This window comes from uncultured Winogradskyella sp., assembly GCF_947501905.1.
Lineage (GTDB): Bacteria > Bacteroidota > Bacteroidia > Flavobacteriales > Flavobacteriaceae > Winogradskyella.
In genome coordinates, this window is record NZ_CANMXL010000003.1 from 609,641 (window position 1) to 631,831 (window position 22,191).

Here is a 22,191-nt window from a genome sequence, read left to right on the forward strand (position 1 = left end):
GAGAATTGTCAATGCTAAATATAGTGTTTTTTAAGAAATAGGATGTAGATTTTCAATAATCTCTTGTAGATTTTCAAGATCATCCTGCACATACCGTTCCGTAGAAGAAATATAGCGATGGCCTGCCATGTACTGTACTTCACGGATATTGTATTGGGTTAGCCAATGGGTAATAACCGAAGCACGGATTTGCTTTGGAGAAACTACTTTGTGGTTGATTCGTTTTAGCTTTTTGTAGAGTTGCGCTGTAATGATATCAAAGCGGTTTGAATTAAGCGGAAACAGCGCCTGTGAGTAGTTTTGTAGCTCCTCTTGGATGATTCCCCTATGTTTCTCGACATATTGGACCAGTGGCAGTATTTGCCACGATTTTAGCTCTAATGTGCGACCATTTGTTTTACGAGTACTCGGAATATAAACAATTCCCTTTTCTATATGCACGTGATCAATAGTAAGCGACTTTAACGCTGTTACGTTCATACCTTGGTATACGATAAAGCCAGTGATAACCTTGTTGCGAATCGCCACTGATGGATTGCTTGGAAACTCAATATTGTCCATTTGATAGCTGTAGTACAAATCTTCAAGCTCTGCATATTCTAGTAAGTTATGGTTAAGCGTTCGTCTAACACCTCGAATGTTTACATTCTGAATGGGATTATCGAAACGGTATTCTAAATCAACCAAATAATTGAAGTAGATTTTTAAGGCACCAACTTTGTGTTTTACCGTCGACTGACTTACACGTTTTCCCTTGAGACCATACTGTAGCTTCTTCACGAAATCCAAACAGGATTTGTAATCGATAATCATTGGATCGTAAACTTTCCTATCGCACCAATCAAGGAAATGAGACTTGGTAGCCTCGTAAGACGTAATAGTGGTATCAGCATAGCCTTGCTGTTTCAGGTATTTGGTAAATGGAATATCAGTCATGTACTTGTTGTTTATGAGCGTGTGGGTCTGCGAGGTGTGTATAGATTTGTGTGCTTTCTAGTGAAGCATGTCCAAGAAAGGAACTAATCATCTGAAGCGGCACGTTATTCTGCATAAGGTGTGTTGCAATGCTATGGCGTAACGTATGCATCGTAATTCCCTTTTCGATAATGGTTTCGTTGAGTGTCGCTTCAACTATGGCTTTCAAGCGGTGCGCTATTGTTAAATCATTCATACGCTTACCGTGAGAAGATAACAACAATGCATCCGTTTGATAGTTGGTTATAAACTCCGAACGGTATTCAAAAACATACTCTTCTAAAATTTCAAGATTATGCTTATTGATTGGAACGAAGCGTTCCTTATAGTTCTTTCCTTTGCGAACATAGATACGTGATTTTTGAAAGAGAATATCTTCGGTATCAATATGCACTGCTTCATTCCTGCGAAGTCCACAGCTATATAATAGCACTAATATCGCTCTGTCTCGTGCTTGGAAATACGGTGCCATGTGTGCATACTGACAGGCATTAAAAAGGTCTTTGATTTCTGCTTGGGTAAGGATAACTTTATTGTCTTGGTAGTTGATTTTCTCTTGTTTCAAATGCACGCCAAAAAGTACTTTACCATCGTGTTCTTTGATGTAGGTTTGAAACTTCTTGAGTGCTTGTTGGTGTTTGTTTAAAAAGGCTTTGGAAAGCGAACCGCCACGTCGTTGGTTTTTACGTTGAGACAAGTGCGTGTAGTAACTTTTGATAATATGCGTCGTAATGGATGAGACGTTGTTATGACCACGTTGTTCGAGATAGTGGAAAAACTCCTTTAAATGATGTGGCAGATTGTATACTGTTGATGGTGCGTATCCTAATATCTTCAGCCAATCCTTATAGGACTCCAAGATGGCGTTAAAATGTTCGCTCTGTAGGATTAACTTCTTCATTTTTATGGTTTTCGCTTTGAATAATTAAGTGTCGATTATCGACCTACCTTTTATCTTTTACGTTTTGTGGCGACCTATTCGCAACTGTTTGATTATCTATTTGTTACCCTCGCCACTTTTATAGTGGCGAACCTGTGACGCGCTGGCGCACTGTAGCGAGGTGAGGTAAACATTTTAACTCGCCTCTATTAGCTTATCCACGCACAGCGTCAATGCTTGATTGATGCTTTTCTCTAAATCTCCAAACTCATCCACATCGACTATCTCGTACACAAAGGAATCGCTTTCGATATCAGTTCTGCGTATAATGAACCCTTCTTGTAGAAGCAGGAGCTGATAACGACGATGGGTGCTTTCCGCAATTCTGAATGCTTTGCGGATTTCTCGATTAGTAAAAACAGTATCTTGTTTCTTTTTCAAATATATTTTCAGCCTTTCGAAGTAGTTTCGAGTTGCTCCGTTCAGATTATCAGACTTGCGGAGCAGAATAGGTTTTAATAATTCATTGGCATAGCGTATATCTTCCAATGTGGTTTCAATATATTCTTCGCCTGTTTGCTGATCAAATTTCGATTCACGTTGGTGTTGATGGTAGAAAGTAATAGCTTCAATAAATTGCAGATAATGAGCATTGGTACGTCGTGGTTTGAATACTGATTTAGGTAATATCAAGTGTTCGGCAAGTGGATTGATTACTCGTACAGGTTTCAGTAAGCGTTGTACATTTTGTAATAATTCCTCTGCCATCAGTTCTTCTACAACATCCACCTTTCCTGCTGACATACGACGTTGGTATTTCATAATGCGCTCGTCTTGCTCCTCACTTTCATTAATGTAAAGCAAGAAACTACGATTGCTGTTATCTTCGTAAATACTTTCTTTGGTTGTACAGCCACCTACCGATACAGGACCCTCAACGGTTAAGTTCTTGGTCTTACCTTGTCCACCAATTCCCTTTTGAACAACCGATTTTGTAATACGCTTCTTGGTCTGTAATTCTCGCAGTGGATAGAGTACATCACCAGCACCATCTAAATCTTCAATCAAGACGAGCTTGTGTTTCAGTTCGTCTTTTTTGAAATAGTAAAAAGAATTACTGGACAAACTCGTGAGGCTTAATCTATCTTCGGATGGTATCAATTCTGCAACAGAACTTTGCAAATGCGTTTTTCCCGAACCACTGCTTCCAAACGAAATACAGTGGAGTGGATTATCCATTTTACGAGAGGTAAATATCAAGTACATCAGTAAGCGGTTATTCTCTTCACCGATAACACCCGATTTGCCAATGTACTTGTTGGTCTTTTCAAGCAGATTTTTTGACTTGAGAAAATCCATTGCAGAGCGTCTTTCCTTTTTGGATAGCAGGTATTCTTCGACTTCTTCGTTTTCGACTTGTTCGAGTACTTCCAATCGGAAGTGTTCTAACTTACTAATAAGTTCCTGTAAAGCTCGTCGTATAATTGAGGTACCAATTTCCAAAAATTCAGCAAGTTTACGAACGAACTTCTCAACGCCATTAGCGTTATACAAATCAATGTTATGACGCATGGCATGGAACTCATCATCAACACGATGTACCTTAATCGTTACTCGAAGTCTATCCAATCCAAACGTCGAGAGCCCACCGAGAATATGAAATTCAAGTACCCCGGTGGTATAGATGTAATGGTTTGGATTCGTTGTATTCAATTGGCTCATATTTTAAAACATCATATTACACAAATTAACAAGTCAAATATAAACAAATATGTTTAATAAAATAATTAAAACTTGTGTTTTTTGCTGTTTACGTCTGTTTTTCATAAGTTTGTGGTAAATAATTAGCACTATGGACGCAACACAAGCACTATTACTCGCCAATATTAAACGTATACGTAAGGAAAAGGGACTCACACAACAAGACGTTGCTGACAGTTCAGATATGCTTGTACCAACCTATTCACGATTAGAACGTGGTGGTTCTAATCCTTCTTTAGCTTCGATGATACGTATCGCCAATGCGCTTGATGTTTCTTTAATAGAATTACTTTCCACTACAGAGATAAAGGATAGAAGCATTGCTCAAAAACTTGAGATGATAAATGATCTTTCAGACTACAACAAGAATGTTGTAAACATTTTACTGGATTCAATGATTGAGAAAGATCGTGTTGAAAAATTTCAGAATGTTAAAATGAAGAATCGCCTTGCAGAACTAGCCAAAGTGCGAGGTAAATAAGATACGCTTCAAGTGTCCGCTTTCTTATCTACAATTACTTTATTTTTTAGTAATGCACTCCTGTATTAGATTAAAGACTCATAAATACTTTCGACACTATCCTAGTGCCGTTTTTTCGCAAGGATTTGCTCCTAGCGGATTCCTCCTTGTCAAAAAAACTTTGCCACTAGGCTTTACTGTCAGCGTATTATTCGTTAACCTTTATATAATACTATGACTCATTTAGAACTAAAAAAAACGCTTACATCAATTGCAGAAAAAGAAGCAGGAACAAAGATTGAAGGCTTTATTGCTTACGACGCACTTAATTACGATCCGGAAGACTGTTCAACTTATATTAAAAACCTTCTCAATCCTGAAACATCAATGAGTATGATGTTCCAATTTTTTGAATATTCAGATGTTGATGATTTTTATCAAACTTATAAAAATGACATTCTGAAAAAGCAAAAACAATTTGGCATTACTCATAACGACCTTTTGAAATTTAAAGGCCATGCTATTACCAATCTCTGCTGGATCGTAATTGAAGAAACAGCCAATCAAATGGCAAAAGAATTAGAGCTTGAGATATAGCTCTTTTTTTTATTGGAAGCTAGGTGATTTTAATTCTCAAAATATGATGTCCTTTAAAAAAAGTAGCTGTCCAAAGTCGCCTTACCATGTGGCTTTTTGGACAGCTACTGGCACGATGATCGTAAGTCGGAATCAACTAGTGATTCCTTTTAGCGACATCGTGGCAAGATTGCACCTTAAGCCATAAGGTCTGTCGACACTAAGGTTAAGGTGCTATCTTGCTAGGGAGACCCTAGAACCCCAAACCAAAAACAGCTAACAGAAATGCACCCTGTTAGCTGTTTTTGTATTATCCAAATACTAATGATTACCGTTCTCGATCACTGTCTTTAGAACGATTATTTCGTAGTTTTCTAACTTGTGATAAACGCTGATTACGAATGATGTTTTTATCCAATAATTGTAGTTTTTCCATTGGATACCCAAGAGTTTTAAAACGGTATTTCCGTTTTGATTTAATACCGACATCTTTTCCATTTCGTTGGTAGATCTGATGTCCTTTCTGTTTAAGTAGTTCAATAAACTTATTTGATGATTTAGCTTTGTCATAGACTTCAGCCAAGTCTAATTGCAGTTGCTGTTTTTCTGAGAGTTTTCCCGTACGGAGTTGCAATTGGTATTCCGCATCTTTTAGAAGCGATGGTTCTTTTTTTTTGAATGATTTACCTTGCTATGCTCAAGTTGTAGGTGCTTTTCTTGATAGCGTTCCATGGTTTGTTTCAGTTCACGGAATTGATTCTTAGACAGGCGTTTTACTTTTCCACCAAGCTCTACAGCAGAAACAATAGCGTGAATATGTAAATGGGTCTTATTTCTATGCAACGAAAAAACCATTAGTGAATTTGGGCTACGCTCTTTAGCATAGGTTCTAGCCACATCTAGCATGGCATCCCTGGACAAATTTTTAGAATCATTGGCGTGAAAACTAATGATTTCGTGATACGCCCTGTTACCGTTTTTATGCGGAATTAACCGCTTTTCGTTATTAGTTTCGAACTGAGTTAGCATATTGTCGATACGAGCCTCTAAAACGGCTGTTTCAAGTGTCGTGTTTCCTTTAAATTGTATAAGTTCTTTGTGGTACTTTCTATCGCCACGAATGGATCTACTTAACACAAAACCCGAATCTGTCAGATCGTGTCCTACCAAAATATACCGCAGGACATTAGACAGATTGGTTTTACTTTTTATGGACTTACTTTTAATAATCACCTTTTATGCTGTTAGCTTTGAAAATTGAAGTTCCAGTTGTTCGATGCGCTCCAGTAAATTTTCTAACTCTAGAGATTCTCCGCTGTCTAGCACTTGCTCTACAAGTGCAATCAATTGCATCAGTTTTTGATGTATGGTTACTAATTGTTCATTATCAAAGTCTGATTTTGAACCACCGTCTAAGGCGTTAAACACTGCGTCATATAAATATTTCGAGACGGTTCTGGTTCCTTTTTCTCGTTTGATGCGCCCCAGTGTATTAATATCAAAACCAAGCCTAAACTCTTTACGGGTTTTTCTGCGTTTACGGTTATACGCTTTGTGCCAAAGCTTATAGTATTGTTTTTTGGCTTCGATAATTTCTGCTTTGGTAGGATTGGTATTTGCTTCAAACACCATATCCAAATACTCATAAATACTATTGAATTGCATAGTCATAGAAGTTTTAATGATTGAATTTTACAAAGTGTTGTTCATATACTTTTTGCGCCTGTATTTGAGCATAGGTAGTTTGTTGAAAATAAGTGCCTGCACTTTGTTTACTTGGAAGTGAAATACCTTGAAAAGTACTTTCACCTTTTAAGATGGCTTTCTTGATGGTTTGTATGATTGTATATCTTTCCATTGCTATTTGTTTTTGTTTTTTGGAGTTTGGTTATCATCTCTGTAGGTTTCAAAATCAATGTATTGCGCTGTATATTCCATATTCAATACTTCAGCATTAATGGGAGCTTCAAGTTCCATATAGTGGACTAGCTTAGATTGTTTGTAAAAAGGAATGGTTTTACACTTTAGCGGTTGCATACCACTTGGAACGACAAGAATTTGGTCTTTAGGCATTGTGCGTACTTCGTCTGGTGTCATAAGTGTTCTTATACGCTTATAACCACTGTCATCTTGATATTCATACACACCGAGCGTATCTGAGATAGCACGACTCTCATCCGAAAGCCCTGTGAAGTACACCTTTACATTGGCATTGTTTAAAATGGTTTTACCATTATGAATACCGTAGTTGTTATATAGCTGATTCTCCGACTGAATTACACCCATTATTGGCATAGAAAACTTACGAGAATTGGATATCACGTTTGCCAAATTTGGTAGATGTAGACTGGAGAGTTCTTCCAAAATAACGAACACATCATTATCATCTTTACTGGGTAAACTTCTGAAAACGTGCGAAAAATACTGCTCCCAAAAAATGCTTAAAATAGTGCTGTAATACTGCATGTCTGATAACGGACAGCGCAGGAACACCGCTACTTTTTCTTTGCGTAATTGTTCGAAATTGAATGTATCGACAGAAGTTAGGTCACATAGTGTTTCGTCTTCTCCTAAAAAGGCTAAAGATGCCTGAGCAGAGCTGATGATACTTGCACGAGTATTTTCGGAATTCCCCATTAATGAAAGGAATTTACGCCATAGATGTTTCGGAGTCGTATCCGCAAAATAGGCATCAATTACTTCTGGTTCTCCAGCCAGTGTTTCTAGTATTCTATACACATTAGCCAAATTCTGATGGATACGTGGTTCAGTAGCACTTAAATGATGAATACAAAGTCCAATGAGTTCCGTTGCTTTAAGCGTCCAGAAGTCTGAATCTTTGCTTGTAGCACGAACGAGCATACTTGCTACTTTGTTTACATCCGCATTTGTTTGAATTCTATGAAGCGGATTGTAATACAATGAATTGGTCTTGTCTCCAAAATTGATTTCTTCGACCTTATAACCACGATGTAATAAGAAATTTCGAGTCTTGATCAATTCTCCTGACGGATCGTTAATCACAATTGAACCACCACTTTTATCATTTCCAATGTTGAAAATAGTTGGATAAATTATAGTGGTAGTTTTACCACCACCACTTGGCGAAACAACCACCATATTGTTGCGCGACTGCTGCACTGACAAATGTTTTTTTCCTGTAACAGAAAAGCCTTTATGCCTTGCAGATATGAGTTTCGAAGCTTTTGTAAAGTCAGCCTTGAGACGGTGGTCTTTGCCTGCAATCTTATCTAAAATGCCGTCTAAGAACTCTCCCGTTCTTTCCATAGCCAGTATTCTGAAATCTTTAATAGTCATCGTTTAAAATTTTTAACTGCCTCTTTGAGGTCTATTTTCCAAGTAGCTTTTGAAATGCGTTATTGAACGCCTCTAAAAAGAGTTCCAATCCACGTGTCACGGTGTACACGCAGATCAAAACAATTTTGAAGAGGAATTGTAATAGTGTTAGTATTGCTTTCATATCGCTGAATTTAATTTAGATGGGATACGAACTCAATAGAAATGTCCATCTCAGCAAAGACTTCTGAATACAACTTTTTCATCATTGCAAAGACTTTGTCCTGCTTCATGGTTTGTGGTTGATACACCACAACGACGTTGATGTTAGAACTACCCTTTAGAATACCTGAAGCACGTTGTAAAAACAAAGCTTTGACCTTTTCGGAATTCGTTTCGAGTAGTTTTAAATCTGCAGAGCGATGTACCGAAAACCAGTTGCCATTGTTCTCCTGTAAATCCGAGTAAACGCATAGCGTTGTTTGCCTGATAGTGTCCTTCTGTAGGTGCTTTAGTTCCTCTACTAGTGGCTTCCAAATAGAGGAATAGTTGTAGACCTTATCATTCTTTGGAATGTTTAAAATACTATCTATTCCCTTTTGGAATGTGGCTATTTCAACATCACGTACCAGTTGGTTACCCAGTAATGCTGTAGCTCCTTCAATATGTAGTTCCGAACGTCTATTATGAACCAGACTATTCATCGTTCCATAGCGAAACCTAGCGGATTGCCAAGGATTGTCAAACAAATCAAACTTCGAAACTAATGATTGTGCTTTGGGGGTCGCTAGAAAATCAGTTTCCGTAACATCTTCTAAAACAGAAATGGTAACTCCTGTTTGCTTCGAGTCGGTGCAGGCTGACATCGTCAGCCCAATCACCAGTATGTATATCCAACTTCTCATAACTATATGTTTAAACCTTTATAGAATGATGGAAGTAATGGAATGTCATCCTCGAAAAACTTCGGGACTTTTCCATCTGAGCGATGAATACAGTTCGTGCTGTAAAAGGTCTTTTGTGCTTCTTCAAACAGTCTCTGGATCAATTCTTGAATATCGTTTGCATAAATCTGAATTTGTTTTCGTGCCAATTCAGATTCTTTTTGTTGCTTGCGCACTTCGGCAATCTTTTCCTTAAGCTCTACAACCTCAAGTTTAAGTGCCTTAGCCTCGTCTTCGGCAATACGGTATTTGTCCCATATCTTTTTTTCAGCTCGACTTAATCCAGCAAAGTAGACTACCAGAGTTGCAACTGCTGTGAAGAAAAGATTTAAACAAGCGAAATAAAACGGTCCCGCGCCATTACCAAAGACCTCATTGCCTCTAAATGTGGTAGTCCTGAAAATACCGAGTACATAAAACACTATAAAAAGCACCGTAAAAACCGTAAAAGCAATTAAGCGTTTTTGCCAAAGTGTTTTACCCTTATCAATAATCTCGGGCAGATGTTCAGCCGTGAAGAAAATCCCGATACCAATGGCTAATCCAATGATGTAAGAGGTAATAAGCGGATAGCCCATGGCTTGAAGTGCAGTTCCTGAGATAAGCGTGTCTACCAGAACTAGGAATAATAAAATAAGCCTTGTCCACTTATAGCGCTGTGCTTTCTTTTTTAAAGTATTATCACACTTTTCTAGTTCACGTTTTTTGAGACGGTAATCCGTCTCTTTCTTTTCCAGTTCGGTCTCTAGTTCCTTTAGCTTCCTGTCCGCTTCTTCTTTGTCTGCTAAAATATGATGGGATTCAATATCGGACTGCAATTCCTTTTTTGCCGTCATCATCATTTTAGAGTACGCACCGCTAATAACACCGCTATAGACATCTTTTTCACAGCCCTCTTCAGGCTTACTAGGTTTCATATTCCCTAGGTCTTTACCTAAAGGAATCGCTATTTCGTTTTTAATAGCCTCATGCTCTTGGATTAATTTTTTTTCCAAGTCTTCCATCTTGTATCGGAACACAGTTATGCTGTTGTTTTCCGATACGTTGTTTTTAACTTTAGTTTTCATAATTAATTGGATTTAAGTGAATTATTTAGTTTTGAGATTTGCTTTTGATAGAGTTTCTTGGCTTGCATTAAATCCTCTACGTAAACAAGTGAGGAAGAACTTAAAACACAATGCTGTTTGAACTCTGAATCAAAAAGAAGTTGAATAGATTCACATGCTGTGGATTCTAATATTTCCAATGGTGCTAGATGTAGATATTGATTTTCGCATTGCACTGGATTATTGATGTACTCATCAAGGGTAATTTTGCTATGTTCGGTCATAACTAGTAGTTTTAAAGATTTGTGAAATTGAAAAGAGGCAACAACTCCAGTTGGAGCTGTTGCTAGGGGGTTCTATGCCGCAAACTGATTTTTCAGCCAAATGAACCCCTTATGTTTTGGATGGTGATTTAAACTGCAATCCGTAATTCGAATTGCTTTTTCTAAATAGTATGGAGAGCTATCTTTATCCCAATAGAGGGTAGCTAATAGAAATTTAATGTATGCTCTAGTGAAGTGATGATCAGGATTATTAATCCATACTTTTTTTTGGTATGCTAATGCATCCATAGAATCTAATAGACCACTTGCTAGTTCTAAATGCTCAATAGCATCTTCTTGCTTATAACAGTTAAAATGAAACTTAGCATTCAAATAAAGGTTATAGACTTTATAGTATGGACTTAAATAGTCAGGTTTGATTCTGCCTAAGAATTCAGACACTAACTCTTGATTAAATCTTGGAGCATCAATTAATGTGTGAATGTCTTCTAATCTTTTGAAGAAACCTTTAGATTTCTTATTTGAAGTTTTTTTTGTAACTTTTTCGCTTTTTCTCATGACTACTAATGTTTAATTTTTACAGTCACAATATGCTGACGATAAGCGGTTTTACTCGTCTTGAGAGTTGTCGACAAAGTTGTCGATTAGCCTATTTTAGGAGGAAAATCAGTCGACACTAAAAAAGGAGGAAAAAGAGAGTCAAAATTCGATTATTGAATGATAAAAAATGAAAAAATAGATGAGTTTCAGAAGCTCATTTACAATCTTGATAAAGACGTAAAACATACAGAAAAGCACACCACCATCGGACGACATATTTCTAGCTGTGTAGACGATGTTTATAGCGACTGGAAAATAAATCCAAGTAACATTAATCCTAAACCTATATCTGGACATGATAGGTTATCAAAATATCTCCTCACGGGAGATATGAAATTGGCAGGCTTGCACGCCTTTATCATTTATTTCTTTTATAATATTCAAAAAGATTTTTCCAATAATATAGACGAGCGTGTTTATCAGCTGAAGAAATTGGAAACTTTATTTGAATGGATTGATATCAAAAAAACAAAAGGAGAATCTTTCAAGGGAACTCAGATTCTTATAAATACCCTTTTAAAAAAAATAGACCTTTTTTCCATTAAAGCAGAAATTGGTATTAAATGGCGATTGGCTTTTTTACAAGAAAATAAGGGGAAATGGATGCCTGTATTCAAAGAAAGCAACGTTTTTTCTTTTTCAAAATCAAAAAAAACTTCCGAATCACGGCCTGAGGTTCAACAAGAAAAACCATTAAAAAAAGAAACATGGATACGCACTGGTTTAATTGTGTTGGGCATATTGATAGTTGTTTATTTTGGATATAATTATCTAGAAAAACAATCTCAATTAAAAGAGCAGGCTCTTGAAGAAGAGCGTATTTTAAGTAACGCAACAATGCTTCATAGTGGATATTCTAGTCAATTAAATCAATTGTATAAGACCATTGAAGAAGAATTAAAGAAAGGAGACAATGTTCTTTCTAAAACTACCATAGATAAAATAATCTCGCTTTCAGGTAATTTAAAACCCTACAGATATCTATACAATCAAAAGTTATTGGATACGCCCTTAAGCCGAGAACGAGCTGATTTGTTTAGATACCTAATACAACTCAAACTTTCTAATGACACCTATAGAAAAATATTTGATAAAGCTGATTTTTCCTATGGAGATTTTTCTAACATAGACTTATCTAACATTAATCTTATTCGGTTTATCGAAGGTATTCAAGGAAATCACGGTAAAAACGCTAAATTATTAATAGCAACCTTCAATCGTCCAAACTTGAAAGAATCTCTTTTTGAAAATTGTAATTTGACTGGAGCAAAGCTTTTTGCGGATTTTAGTGGCGCGGATTTTAGGAATGCTATAGTTACTAATACCCTGTTTTACTGGAGTCGTGCTGTAAACGCTAATTTTTCAGGTTCGCAAAGAGTTATCGAGGTCGTGAATTCTGATTTTAAGAATACTAACTTTCAGAATGATACCATTTATGGAAGTTTTATTGATTCTGATCTTCGAGGTGCAATTTTTAATAATAGTATGCTCTTACCATACAATCTTTATAATGATGCATTTACTGATATGAAGACTATCGGCAACAAACCGATTGATACCTATTCAGAGACAACAACATTCCATAATTCTTTCTTGGGATCAAAAGAAATATACAGTAGATATCGATACTCTGACTTTAAATTCGGTAAGAATAAATATGCTGCAAACTCTTTTTTTAACGAAGAATACAAATCGTTAGAAGGAACTTGGGTACATGATTTTTATAATCCTGTTCAAGTATTTTTGAGTCCATCTCAAAAGGAAATACCATTTTTAGACAAAAACTTTAGATTGATAGGAAAAAACTATTCACTACCTAAATATATAGAAAATTGGAAAAGTGAAGAGAGTACACTAGTGAGTTATACGGTACGTACCAATGATAACTATTACTCCGAATATGCCATAACGCATTATTTAAATTATCTCTGGAAAGATAAAGTTATCCAAAGTTCAGATACAATTTTTATAAGTTCAGGAAAGGATTTCTACTGTTATGGACTTGGAAATATTGATAATATGAAATGCCCTGAAAGGGTGGTTTTGGAAAACCATCCTCTCTACGCTTCATTTGAAAACTGTAAATTCTATAACGTAAGTTTCTCCTCGAAGATAAATGGCGTTTCTTTTAAAGGTTCAACGTTCCAAAAACTGTTTTTTAAGGATTCTAGGTTGTATGATATCGATATGAGATTGACTACTGGAGATGTGTACTTTGATAAAACGACGATGGTCGATAGTATTCTGATTGATGAATCCAGCTTTTTCAATAAGCTTCATAGTGAAAAGCAGAAATTATTAGAGACTAAAGTAAATTATCCTATTATGAGTAATGACATGGAATCTTGGGGTAAGAAAATGACCTTCGAAGAATACATTAATGACAAGAAGTTAAATACGTTACCAATAGCAGTTTATGGTCAAAAAAAAGATATCAGAACGAAATTTGAATTCATTGAGGATATGGAAAAGAGATTAATTTTTATTGATGATAAAAATCATTTTTACCTAAAAGACAGCTTATATCTGAAACTTCTTAACTTTAAAAAACAAGTAGAAAAGAAAAAAAGCCCATAATCGGGCTTTTGTTAAATTGATTTGTCGGTGGCATAATCTACACTAAAATAATCATAACCAACATAGGTTAACATCGAAATACTTACGGTAGATAAGGCTTCATCTAATTTTAAAGCTTCCACATAATGATTTCGTGTCATTTTTTTGGGACGAAAATTGATACTAGGCCTTGTAATAGCAATCACAACACCTTTTGCATCTACCATAAGAGTATTTCGCATTACCGTAGTAATATCAGTCTCTACTGTAAATGGACGTCGGTAATCAGAAAATCCAATCATCTCATTATCTTTATTATAATAGATGATGGTGAAGAATTCTTCTTTCACATCCTTACTTTCTGTGACAAAATTATGTCTTGACTCACAGTCATTGAGAAAGCTAGGAAGTTCCTTTAAACTTTTGAAAGAAGTTTGCTCTTCCAGAGGACTATCTGATGTAAATTGGTACACCCCGTTTTTATAAGTTATTTCTAAAGATTTTGATGAAGTTGTCATAAGGAACTGTTTTTTTAAATTCCTCATTATCATAGCATTATAAAAATATTTGTCAACACCTTATGTGTTGGTTCAAGTGGTTAAATAATAGTGGCAAATACAAATCGATACCGCATCAAACAGTCCAGATTGGTAGACTTCAGATTTTGGGTATTTGGGTTTGTCATAGAAGAGCATTTTAAGTTTTGGAATGTTCCGTGCTATGACTTCAGCAATCTCATAGCGTGAATTGGCATTCCAAATGGCAAACACCAATCGGATCTGTTCTCTTGAATATTGGGAAGCAGGAATGTCTTTTGCCTTTAAATATGACAATAGGCTTCGAATCAGTTGTTTGATACGTGCTGACTTTCCAAGACGATTGGCCTGAAAATCTTCAAGGATAACCCGCTCTGGTTCGTACTTATCAATGAGCTCTTTAATCTTGGTCATAGCTGTGGTATTGCAGGCTGGCTTTATCTTGACCATCCCTTTATCAATTAAGGTCAATGCGCCTTGCATCAGTGCAAAACCAAAACCATAAGAATTTGGGTATATCCCCAAGACACGTTCGTGTCGGTCTTCATAAAGACTAACATTCATGGTCGGATTTTGTTAAGGTATTGACAAAAGATTTGATGTATGATATTCTTTGAATACTCTTTGGGGGTCTGTCGGTTTCCAATCGACTGATAAGTGTCTTACTTCTTCGCTGGATCATCTTCTTGAGCAGTTCCAATTGCTCGCTAAAAAGATCGGTTAACGAGGCGCCAAAGAGTATGTGGTACAACAATATGGTTCGAGGGTCTGGCTGTCTATGTCCTTTCTCAATTTTTGAGAGGTTGCCCTTGTCCAATGCTAATAGAAACGCAACGTCAGCCAGTGGCACACTGGAATCGTTGCGGTATTTGGAAAATGAATTTATTTTTGTCTGCATAAATATAAAGAGCGTTGAGTGTTACGATTCAACGCTTTTTATACTATAGCTTAATCTCTCATGGCAATATACCCGTACGAAGTTGTCAAATTGACAATTTTTTTTCTGGGTTACTCTAATATTCGTGGATAGTGCCGTGTATAAATGGCAACTAGACCACTTTTAGAAGATGTAAGCCAACTACAAGTTGTAATGACCATTGTTTAAGGAACGAATGCAAAGCATTCTTAAAACAACAATAAATACAAACTGACAAGAGTATTTTTATTAGTATACCACGTTATTTGACAGAACGTCCAATAATCTGTTGGTAACGTTCTAGGTCTGTAAGTCTTCGATGTCCCTGTTTTATTTTTTTGAATTGAAGAGGCTTTAGTTTTGTAGGTGTTAGTTTTGTTGCCCGTAAAATTGACTGCTTGTCTACAGTAGGTTTTACCGGTATTTCTTTTTCAAACAGCAAACAGCGGTAAAATTTTCGGCAACGCGATTGGCGTTGTACTTCTGTTAAAATTTCTATTCCAGAAGCAGTCTCAATAGAAATCAGATTCTTTTGAAGCAACAAACCCAACCCATTAGAGACAGACTTTGAGGATAAGCCCGTGGCATTCATAAAAAAACGGTGACTGATATAATCACGCTCTTTACGCTTCCCTGTTTTTCTTTCTATCCATCCTGCGGTTTGGCGTATAATAATCAAAAGGAGTTTTAGCTCCTTTTCGCTTAAAGACTTAAGCAGACCGTACAAACGATTCGGAGTCATTGTTGTGGCGGTATAATCCATAGATTTAGCATAACTATATAAGAGCTAAAAATATATGCTGGCTGGGTTGTCAATTAGACAACCTGGTACGGATATACGAGCTGTTTTATCTGCATTAGTATGGAAGTATGCCAAATCAGAAACCATTGGAAACTCTATTTGATAACTACATATCAGATTGCATGTACACCAAACAACTACGACCAGATACGCTGAAAAGTTACCAAGCTGTTTTTAAATGTTTCATTAAAGTAATGCCTGAGCTTAAAAGTCCGAAAGATATACAACCCCACACGCTTTCCTTATTTTATAAACGCTTGGCAACCAGAGAACGTCTCGTTGGTAGAAAAATGGTACGTGGCGCACTAAGACCTTCAACAATAAAAACATATTACAGTAAACTAATGGCATATTTCAGATGGCTGGAACATTTTGAGTATATGGATAAAGGCGTTACGGATAAAATTCCCAAACCACCAGAACCAGTATATGAAGATGAGCGGGCACTTTCGCATGAGGATATTTCTAAACTTATAGCTACTATAGGTTTGCACACTATGGATGATTATTTGATGTTTCAGCGTGATATGCTCATTATTAGCTTTTGTATTTACTCTGGACTTCGTCGAAGAGAATTGTTGGGATTACAAATCCAAGATATTGATCTACGAAGTAAGACCATTCGAGTAAATGCCAAAACTTCAAAAAGTAAAAAAAATCGATTCATACCTTTGCATCCCGAATTGCTCCATCAAGTAGAGTCGCACTTAAAAGAGCGACGTCTCAGAAGCTTAAAATGCCCGTATATTATCATTTCTACCACCAAGGATGCCCAATTGTCCATTTATGGTCTGAAACATTGGGTAGAGCGATATAGAAAGCTATCGGGAGTTCGTTTTCATATTCACCAAACACGACATACTTTTGCCTGTTCCTTAGCACAATCTGGAGCAGATATAGCTACTATTATGAAAGCACTAGGACATTCAACAACAAGGATGACGGAGCGCTATTTACGATCAATTACCCCTGAACAGGCTCGGGGTTATATTGAAAAATTGTCGTATTGATTTTTTTTAAAAGCTCGTGTAATATTTGAGGTGTCGTATTCATTAGACGTTAACTTAACCGATAATGCATCGACTACTTAAGCTGTAATGCTGTATTTTTTTGACATCACCCTCCGTGGTGATGTGACCCACCTTTAAAGCTATGTTTTTGGAGGCAGGTAGGCTAAAACCCTTATAAAATACCATTATTTCAGCGCGTGTAGCTCAGGTGGTTAGAGCGCGTCACTGATAATTTCGTGGTAGTACCCACGAGCGCATCTATTGTTCTTAAACCCCCTATTATATAAGTGTTTTAAAGCTAAATGAGCTTTAAAAACGCTTAGAATGATCACATCATTTTCTATACATGCCCTTAACATCCTCTAGTAGTCCGATGCATCGTCAATATTACTTATGCACATCGAACAGTTACTAGAGGATTTTTGTAGTTATGCAAAATTTATCAGAGGGGTCTCAGATAATTCTATCAAACGTTATAAACATAATATTAGTCATTTCATTTCACGCTCAAAGATTACTACTATGAGTGAAATTAATGACCAAAATGTTTTAGCCTTTTTCTTTGAAGGACGTATTCATAGGAAGTGGAAAGCCACTACTTACAGAACAAATTATATGTCTTTGGTTGTTTTCTTTGATTGGGCAGTTACTAATAAGTACATGGAGAAAAACTATGTGAAAGGGTTGGAGCTCCCAAAGATTCCGAAGTCCTTACCTAAAAACCTATCCAAACAACAAGCTGCATTTATTCTAGAGGCTACACTTAATTATCCATATACTAAACCATTTTTACGCTATCGAAACCACGCTATTTTTGCCACGTTTATTTTTGCTGGCATTCGTAAGGATGAACTCCTAAGACTCACCCTTACAGATGTTGATGTTGAAAATCGAACACTATTTATAAATGGAAAAGGAGAAAAGCAACGCATTGTTCCAATGAGTTTCAAACTTGCGAACATTTTAGAACGTTATTTAAAAGAGCGTCAAAACATGAAGAAAACATGTACGTCTTTTTTTACCTCCTATCATCTAAATCAAGGTTATACAGATGCTGGATTACGACGATTGGTTAAATGTATCCGTGAGACCTGTGGTATTTATTTTAGACCTCACATTTTACGGCACACTTTTGCAACACTAATGCTGGAAGGTGGTTGCGATATTTACAGTCTTTCCAAAATGATGGGACACAGTGATATCAAAACAACAACTTTATATCTATCAGCTTCAGCAGAACACCTAAGAGGTCAATTATTTAAACATCCTCTAGAGACTACTACTATTAAATAGTTTTAACCTTTTCTCTATAATGTTATTTCGCATTTTAATAGCTTGTTTTTGCGTAAACATACATCTACAAGTTGAGTAGTCCATAAAATTATTCCAATTTGCTTTTGTTCCCTTTTTAACCGCTCTGTTTTTTGGTGGACATGATTTTCTCGATAAATCCGAGCATCTTTTTTGAGGAGGCGTGTCATCAATTCCATCATCCTTTTTAGCAAAGAAATTCTTGAATCTACTACAGCTTCCTACTTTTGCCCAAATATGGTATAAACCCAGCCAATGTCCAGCTTCATGCGTAAGGACATGGGTGTTTTCACCTATTTGGCTAAAATTTAGATTAATCCAATCTCCGTTAAGATTAGTCACATTCCCCTTGTTTCCTATATAAACATTTAAGTACTTGTCTTTTTGTACTAAGGGGCTCACATTAGTCATAAACTTTGTCCCTGTAGGATGAAACTTTCTTATAATTCCTTTACTTCCACCTTCTTGTAAAATGGTATCAGCAATATGAAAATTGATATTAGGATTTCCAATAATATTTTTGAATTCTTCTTCGACAAAGGAAAGGTCGTTTTTCATTCTAAAATCCAAGTTTAAATCCTTCAGTTCACGTAATATAGCTTCATCATGGATGTTTTCATTTTGATGTGGCTTACCGTCAGATACAGTATATGTTTTATTAGAATAAATAATGTGAAAAACTACTGGAATATTAATTGTTCTACCATCATCAAGAGAGTTTTTAGTTTGCGATAGAGCTAAATTTGAAATAAACAATAGGAGAATACTTAAAATAATTGGTTGATAATATTTCATATTACTTTTTTACTGGATCAATACTTTTTTCTTTAGTTCAACGCCCTCAATTATACATTTTAAAGTTGCAATTGGTGCATTAGGATTTTGAGCTAGTATTTCGAATTCGCAACCTTTTTCATTAGACTGTGTAGAGAGTATTGTGAAATTTGACTCTTCAATCGTCCAATTTAAGTCGCATAAAGATGCTGGTATGCCGACGGTAAATACTTTTTTACCATCAACCTCACTTAATGGTTTAGTTATGACAGTATTCTTTGTAAGTTTTTTTATTTCATTTTTAATCTCGACAATTTTAATAGGCCTTGGATTATTAATAATCTCAGAATTCAACAGGTATGAATCATAATCTGTAAAAGTCGTTGATCGTGTAAAACTTGCACCTGCCGAAGTTTTAAAACTTAATGAAGCAATACCAATACCTCCGCCTGCATTACCTGTAAACTTTCCTTCTCCGTTAAATTTAGATTCTCCTTTTTTTGAAGTCCATAAAACATCCATAATAGGTGGAACCATAAGAACATCATCATCATTAGTGTTTCCGACTGAAGACAATATAGACACTAGGACGTCTAATCTTTCACTATCACTCATATAGTTACCTTTATTAAACTGCCTCGGTCTAATGGCAGAAATGATTGGAGAAAAGACGAATGCTCTTGCTAATAAAGTTGAATTAGACCTATCAAGTGATGACTGGGCAGAGGATTGAATATCTACAATAGGTGCTTTTGCATCTACTGAGAATGCAGCACTTAAATATCCAGAACAATCTAATGAGTAAGCAAAATTAGAACGCTGACCGTCAATATACTTTTGAACATCAAAAGAAGAGTAGGTTTGCGAGCTTGTCACGGTAACTGGATACTTTTCAGAACCGTCTGATGGCTTTATGTAAAAAGTATTTAACAAAACGGCAATGCTTGCATCATTTAATTTATAAGCTACATCAGGAAGATTATTAAAGTTAGATTTTAATGAACTTGGTATCCAGTTTTTACGCTTCTTAAATCTTTTTTTAATTTTTTTAGGAAGTACACATTCAAAATTTTCTGGGCTGAAAAAAGTAACAATTTCCTGTTTAATATTTATAGTGTCGTACTGTACTAATTCTTTATCATTGAACGTTGCTTTAAAATCAACACTGGTATATGCCGCAAAATCTGCTGTTTTGTAGGAACCAGATTTTGCTTGAACGGCATATTTTTGAAAATCATCAAATGATAAATCCTTATTTGCAGCTATCGATACTGTATTACCAATAGCTAACGAATCTCGAGTTGTCCATTCCCATTGAACAAGACCTTCTTTATTAGATTTGCGAGCTTCCCATATTTTAAAGGCTCTTTTTTCAGGTAAACTTTTGAAAAAATAATATGGCGTGACATTATTAGCCTCTTTAGCTATCTCATCAACTAATTTTAGGCCCGAAGAGTTATCTAAATCTTTCACGCCTTCAAAGGCATCATCTAAGCTTACTGGGGTTACATCTTTTGTATCGTCATCGCAAGAGACTAAGAGCAATCCTATAATTAACAAGTAATGTATTTTCATAAATTATTGGTTTTTGGTTAGTTTTTTAATCGTAATATACTTAAAACGAGGCAATTTAATCAAAAAATATAATTGAAAAAGTACCCGATAGTAGGTATAAATGACAACACAGCCCTAGTATTTCACTTCTCTATTAGTAGTTATACTTTTCTAGTATGTATACCCCAAAAGACATCACCTATATTGGAAGAACCAACTTTAGGGATTGGAAACATCGGTTCGGTATTTTGAATGCTGACCGTTTTTTTCATTTATATGTGCTTGGAAAAACAGGATCAGGAAAAAGTAATTTGATATTATCCATGTGTTTACAGGATATTAAAAAAGGTATGGGTGTTTATGTTTGTGATGTCCACCAAGATTTAGTGCATACTTTAGTAGAGAACATTCCCGAACACCGTAAAAAAGATGTCCTTTATATTGACCTTCCCAATCCAAAACTAGCTATTGGTTACAATCCGCTTAAGAAAGTATCCTATGAAAAACGCTCTTTAGTTGCCAGTGGTATTTTGGAGAGTTTCCAAAAATTATGGAGTGGTAGTTGGGGTGACCGATTGGAGAATACACTAAGAATGGTACTTCTGTGCCTCCTGGATCAACCTAAAGCCAATCTTCGAGATATTGTTCGGATTCTACAAGAAGATGATTTCCGTAAAGCTTGTATTAAACATACCGTTAATAAAGACGTTAGAAACTTCCTTGAAAAACAATTACCAAAACTTGGAACACAAAGCTTACTTCCAGTACTCAGTAAGGTAGAAGCGTTTTTGGCACACCCTGTAGTGAAACGATTCTTGATAGACAATCCCGATTCTCTTTCGCTTTATAGAGCAATGAATGAACGCCAGTTAGTCTTGGTCAATCTCAATAAAGGGTTGCTCGGAAATGATGTCGTTCATATCCTTGGTTCCCTACTCATTTTTGGAATCAAACATGCGGGTATGGCTAGAGTTGTTTTACCTGAATCGACTCGCCTCCACAATCCTTTTCATGTGTATTTAGATGAGTTTCAATACTACACCGTGGATATTTCGGATATGTTTTCGGAGCTAAGAAAGTTCCATATTTCTCTCAATATTGCACACCATTATTTAGCAGAAATCCCTGAAAAAACACGGCTTGGAATTCTCGGGAACGTAGGGACAATTATCTGTTTTCGTATTGGGGCGTTGGATGCTGAGCATATGATAAAACAGCAATTCAAAGAATACAGTCCACTTACCATCGGAGATTACGTGTATTTACCCAACAAGGAAATCATTATCTCCCTTATGATTGATGGGAAGCCTAGCAAACCCTTTACTGCTAAAACGCTTTATTATAAGGCGATTTTATGACAACAAAGTACGGATATTCTCTAAAGTCCTTTTCTGTAATACTTCTTTTGAAGCCCATCGTGGGCATTAAAAATTAATACTATGAACTTAGAATTACCTTCCATAAACTTGTTAGGCAGTTCTGAGATTGAACTGCACTACAAACGGCCACTTTTTAATACGATGGTCTCCATTACCTGCGCAGAAGATGCAGATAAAGCTTTGCGCTCCTGCATTAATCTAAAACAATTGGATTTGAAAGAATGCTTTTGGCTAATAACGCTCACGACGGCTCATCGATTGATTGGAATTAGTGAATCGACCGTTGGTAATACGGGTGGTGTTATTGTTAGCACCAAAGAAATATTACAAATTGCCTTAAAAGCGAATGCCTCACGAATTATCGTGGCGCACTCACATCCATCAGGAAACCTTAAGATTTCCGATAGTGATAAGACTTACACAGATAAGCTGAAAAAAGCCTGTAAACTTTTAGACATTGAATTACTAGACCATCTAATCCTCACCTCTGAATCTTTTTTATCCCTTGCTTACGAGAAGGTACTTTAAAT

Annotated in this window: 24 protein-coding genes; 7 read left to right on the plus strand and 17 right to left on the minus strand. The window is 36.1% G+C overall.

All coding sequences use genetic code 11. The annotated features are described in order from the left end of the window. Positions 1 to 30 precede the first annotated feature (30 nt). The 3 genes from Q0770_RS09690 to Q0770_RS09700 form a co-directional block, all read right to left on the minus strand. Positions 31 to 936 carry a site-specific integrase gene (locus tag Q0770_RS09690; RefSeq protein ID WP_299116396.1) on the minus strand — a complete coding sequence of 302 codons (906 nt, stop codon included), beginning with the start codon at positions 934 to 936 and terminating at the stop codon, positions 31 to 33. Continuing rightward, on the minus strand, positions 929 to 1,876 hold the full coding sequence (locus Q0770_RS09695; protein WP_299116398.1) for a tyrosine-type recombinase/integrase: 948 nt from the start codon (positions 1,874 to 1,876) through the stop codon (positions 929 to 931). The genes Q0770_RS09690 and Q0770_RS09695 overlap by 8 nt, the downstream gene beginning before the upstream one ends. A gap of 174 nt (positions 1,877 to 2,050) precedes the next feature. Then, positions 2,051 to 3,568 carry a hypothetical protein gene (locus Q0770_RS09700; protein WP_299116400.1) on the minus strand — a complete coding sequence of 506 codons (1,518 nt, stop codon included), beginning with the start codon at positions 3,566 to 3,568 and terminating at the stop codon, positions 2,051 to 2,053. 139 nt (positions 3,569 to 3,707) lie between these two features. Between Q0770_RS09700 and Q0770_RS09705 the strand changes: the two genes are divergently transcribed. Together Q0770_RS09705 and Q0770_RS09710 are read left to right on the plus strand one after the other, a co-directional pair. After that, positions 3,708 to 4,097 (plus strand): helix-turn-helix domain-containing protein, encoded by a 390-nt coding sequence (locus Q0770_RS09705; RefSeq protein WP_299116402.1) that lies wholly within the window; start codon positions 3,708 to 3,710, stop codon positions 4,095 to 4,097. 213 nt (positions 4,098 to 4,310) lie between these two features. Beyond that, positions 4,311 to 4,673 carry a hypothetical protein gene (locus Q0770_RS09710; RefSeq protein WP_299116404.1) on the plus strand — a complete coding sequence of 121 codons (363 nt, stop codon included), beginning with the start codon at positions 4,311 to 4,313 and terminating at the stop codon, positions 4,671 to 4,673. Between the two features lie 307 nt (positions 4,674 to 4,980). On the opposite strand, the gene Q0770_RS09715 is transcribed toward Q0770_RS09710, so the two are convergent. The 9 genes from Q0770_RS09715 to Q0770_RS09755 form a co-directional block, all read right to left on the minus strand. Further along, complete coding sequence (locus Q0770_RS09715; RefSeq protein WP_299116406.1) at positions 4,981 to 5,286, minus strand: hypothetical protein; 306 nt, start codon at positions 5,284 to 5,286, stop codon at positions 4,981 to 4,983. A 17-nt stretch (positions 5,287 to 5,303) separates the two neighbouring features. After that, the gene (locus Q0770_RS09720) at positions 5,304 to 5,789 is read right to left on the minus strand and encodes a relaxase/mobilization nuclease domain-containing protein (protein ID WP_299116408.1); all 486 of its coding nucleotides are present in this window, start codon (positions 5,787 to 5,789) and stop codon (positions 5,304 to 5,306) included. A gap of 99 nt (positions 5,790 to 5,888) precedes the next feature. Next, on the minus strand, positions 5,889 to 6,317 hold the full coding sequence (locus Q0770_RS09725; RefSeq protein WP_299116410.1) for a hypothetical protein: 429 nt from the start codon (positions 6,315 to 6,317) through the stop codon (positions 5,889 to 5,891). Positions 6,318 to 6,330: 13 nt separating this feature from the next. After that, positions 6,331 to 6,510, minus strand: coding sequence for a hypothetical protein (locus Q0770_RS09730; RefSeq protein WP_299116412.1), 180 nt, complete (start codon positions 6,508 to 6,510; stop codon positions 6,331 to 6,333). A gap of 2 nt (positions 6,511 to 6,512) precedes the next feature. After that, the gene (locus Q0770_RS09735) at positions 6,513 to 7,970 is read right to left on the minus strand and encodes a type IV secretory system conjugative DNA transfer family protein (RefSeq protein ID WP_299116414.1); all 1,458 of its coding nucleotides are present in this window, start codon (positions 7,968 to 7,970) and stop codon (positions 6,513 to 6,515) included. Between the two features lie 173 nt (positions 7,971 to 8,143). Then, positions 8,144 to 8,653, minus strand: coding sequence for a hypothetical protein (locus Q0770_RS09740; RefSeq protein ID WP_299116416.1), 510 nt, complete (start codon positions 8,651 to 8,653; stop codon positions 8,144 to 8,146). A 203-nt stretch (positions 8,654 to 8,856) separates the two neighbouring features. Beyond that, a complete protein-coding gene (locus tag Q0770_RS09745) occupies positions 8,857 to 9,960 on the minus strand; it encodes a hypothetical protein (protein ID WP_299116418.1) in 1,104 nt (367 codons plus the stop codon). 2 nt (positions 9,961 to 9,962) lie between these two features. Beyond that, positions 9,963 to 10,223 (minus strand): hypothetical protein, encoded by a 261-nt coding sequence (locus Q0770_RS09750; protein ID WP_299116420.1) that lies wholly within the window; start codon positions 10,221 to 10,223, stop codon positions 9,963 to 9,965. A gap of 72 nt (positions 10,224 to 10,295) precedes the next feature. Continuing rightward, positions 10,296 to 10,781, minus strand: a complete 486-nt coding sequence (locus Q0770_RS09755) for a hypothetical protein (protein WP_299116422.1) — start codon at positions 10,779 to 10,781, stop codon at positions 10,296 to 10,298. Positions 10,782 to 10,940: 159 nt separating this feature from the next. Here Q0770_RS09755 and Q0770_RS09760 point away from each other — a divergent pair, with 159 nt between their 5' ends. Then, positions 10,941 to 13,400, plus strand: coding sequence for a pentapeptide repeat-containing protein (locus tag Q0770_RS09760; protein ID WP_299116424.1), 2,460 nt, complete (start codon positions 10,941 to 10,943; stop codon positions 13,398 to 13,400). 11 nt (positions 13,401 to 13,411) lie between these two features. On the opposite strand, the gene Q0770_RS09765 is transcribed toward Q0770_RS09760, so the two are convergent. The 3 genes from Q0770_RS09765 to Q0770_RS09775 form a co-directional block, all read right to left on the minus strand. Further along, on the minus strand, positions 13,412 to 13,897 hold the full coding sequence (locus Q0770_RS09765; RefSeq protein WP_299116426.1) for a hypothetical protein: 486 nt from the start codon (positions 13,895 to 13,897) through the stop codon (positions 13,412 to 13,414). Positions 13,898 to 13,969: 72 nt separating this feature from the next. Further along, the gene (locus tag Q0770_RS09770; protein ID WP_299116428.1) at positions 13,970 to 14,479 is read right to left on the minus strand and encodes a hypothetical protein; all 510 of its coding nucleotides are present in this window, start codon (positions 14,477 to 14,479) and stop codon (positions 13,970 to 13,972) included. Positions 14,480 to 15,093: 614 nt separating this feature from the next. Next, a complete protein-coding gene (locus Q0770_RS09775) occupies positions 15,094 to 15,594 on the minus strand; it encodes a hypothetical protein (protein WP_299116430.1) in 501 nt (166 codons plus the stop codon). Positions 15,595 to 15,719: 125 nt separating this feature from the next. Here Q0770_RS09775 and Q0770_RS09780 point away from each other — a divergent pair, with 125 nt between their 5' ends. Beyond that, complete coding sequence (locus Q0770_RS09780; RefSeq protein WP_299116432.1) at positions 15,720 to 16,643, plus strand: site-specific integrase; 924 nt, start codon at positions 15,720 to 15,722, stop codon at positions 16,641 to 16,643. Between the two features lie 393 nt (positions 16,644 to 17,036). Beyond that, on the plus strand, positions 17,037 to 17,936 hold the full coding sequence (locus Q0770_RS09785) for a tyrosine-type recombinase/integrase (RefSeq protein WP_299116434.1): 900 nt from the start codon (positions 17,037 to 17,039) through the stop codon (positions 17,934 to 17,936). Here the strand turns inward: Q0770_RS09785 and Q0770_RS09790 are convergent. Then, positions 17,913 to 18,749, minus strand: coding sequence for a M43 family zinc metalloprotease (locus Q0770_RS09790; RefSeq protein WP_299116436.1), 837 nt, complete (start codon positions 18,747 to 18,749; stop codon positions 17,913 to 17,915). The two genes, Q0770_RS09785 and Q0770_RS09790, sit on opposite strands and share 24 nt — an antisense overlap. Before the next feature lie 9 nt (positions 18,750 to 18,758). Beyond that, positions 18,759 to 20,303: a hypothetical protein gene (locus Q0770_RS09795; protein ID WP_299116438.1), complete on the minus strand. Its 1,545-nt coding sequence runs from the start codon at positions 20,301 to 20,303 to the stop codon at positions 18,759 to 18,761. A gap of 155 nt (positions 20,304 to 20,458) precedes the next feature. Between Q0770_RS09795 and Q0770_RS09800 the strand changes: the two genes are divergently transcribed. Both Q0770_RS09800 and Q0770_RS09805 read left to right on the plus strand, forming a co-directional pair. Beyond that, the gene (locus tag Q0770_RS09800; RefSeq protein ID WP_299116440.1) at positions 20,459 to 21,640 is read left to right on the plus strand and encodes a type IV secretory system conjugative DNA transfer family protein; all 1,182 of its coding nucleotides are present in this window, start codon (positions 20,459 to 20,461) and stop codon (positions 21,638 to 21,640) included. A gap of 81 nt (positions 21,641 to 21,721) precedes the next feature. After that, positions 21,722 to 22,189: a JAB domain-containing protein gene (locus Q0770_RS09805; protein ID WP_299116442.1), complete on the plus strand. Its 468-nt coding sequence runs from the start codon at positions 21,722 to 21,724 to the stop codon at positions 22,187 to 22,189. The last annotated feature ends 2 nt before the right edge of the window (positions 22,190 to 22,191 follow it).

Excerpts from the sequence above, each read along its gene's own strand:
- Q0770_RS09755 (WP_299116422.1), bottom strand. The coding sequence starts at position 10,781 with ATGAGAAAAAGCGAAAAAGTTACAAAAAAAACTTCAAATAAGAAATCT.
- Q0770_RS09690 (WP_299116396.1), bottom strand. The coding sequence starts at position 936 with ATGACTGATATTCCATTTACCAAATACCTGAAACAGCAAGGCTATGCT.
- Q0770_RS09800 (WP_299116440.1), top strand. The coding sequence starts at position 20,459 with ATGTATACCCCAAAAGACATCACCTATATTGGAAGAACCAACTTTAGG.
- Q0770_RS09725 (WP_299116410.1), bottom strand. The coding sequence starts at position 6,317 with ATGCAATTCAATAGTATTTATGAGTATTTGGATATGGTGTTTGAAGCA.
- Q0770_RS09745 (WP_299116418.1), bottom strand. The coding sequence starts at position 9,960 with ATGAAAACTAAAGTTAAAAACAACGTATCGGAAAACAACAGCATAACT.
- Q0770_RS09730 (WP_299116412.1), bottom strand. The coding sequence starts at position 6,510 with ATGGAAAGATATACAATCATACAAACCATCAAGAAAGCCATCTTAAAA.
- Q0770_RS09770 (WP_299116428.1), bottom strand. The coding sequence starts at position 14,479 with ATGAATGTTAGTCTTTATGAAGACCGACACGAACGTGTCTTGGGGATA.
- Q0770_RS09710 (WP_299116404.1), top strand. The coding sequence starts at position 4,311 with ATGACTCATTTAGAACTAAAAAAAACGCTTACATCAATTGCAGAAAAA.
- Q0770_RS09740 (WP_299116416.1), bottom strand. The coding sequence starts at position 8,653 with ATGAATAGTCTGGTTCATAATAGACGTTCGGAACTACATATTGAAGGA.
- Q0770_RS09695 (WP_299116398.1), bottom strand. The coding sequence starts at position 1,876 with ATGAAGAAGTTAATCCTACAGAGCGAACATTTTAACGCCATCTTGGAG.
- Q0770_RS09760 (WP_299116424.1), top strand. The coding sequence starts at position 10,941 with ATGATAAAAAATGAAAAAATAGATGAGTTTCAGAAGCTCATTTACAAT.
- Q0770_RS09750 (WP_299116420.1), bottom strand. The coding sequence starts at position 10,223 with ATGACCGAACATAGCAAAATTACCCTTGATGAGTACATCAATAATCCA.
- Q0770_RS09765 (WP_299116426.1), bottom strand. The coding sequence starts at position 13,897 with ATGACAACTTCATCAAAATCTTTAGAAATAACTTATAAAAACGGGGTG.
- Q0770_RS09735 (WP_299116414.1), bottom strand. The coding sequence starts at position 7,970 with ATGACTATTAAAGATTTCAGAATACTGGCTATGGAAAGAACGGGAGAG.
- Q0770_RS09785 (WP_299116434.1), top strand. The coding sequence starts at position 17,037 with ATGCACATCGAACAGTTACTAGAGGATTTTTGTAGTTATGCAAAATTT.
- Q0770_RS09705 (WP_299116402.1), top strand. The coding sequence starts at position 3,708 with ATGGACGCAACACAAGCACTATTACTCGCCAATATTAAACGTATACGT.
- Q0770_RS09790 (WP_299116436.1), bottom strand. The coding sequence starts at position 18,749 with ATGAAATATTATCAACCAATTATTTTAAGTATTCTCCTATTGTTTATT.
- Q0770_RS09775 (WP_299116430.1), bottom strand. The coding sequence starts at position 15,594 with ATGGATTATACCGCCACAACAATGACTCCGAATCGTTTGTACGGTCTG.
- Q0770_RS09795 (WP_299116438.1), bottom strand. The coding sequence starts at position 20,303 with ATGAAAATACATTACTTGTTAATTATAGGATTGCTCTTAGTCTCTTGC.
- Q0770_RS09805 (WP_299116442.1), top strand. The coding sequence starts at position 21,722 with ATGAACTTAGAATTACCTTCCATAAACTTGTTAGGCAGTTCTGAGATT.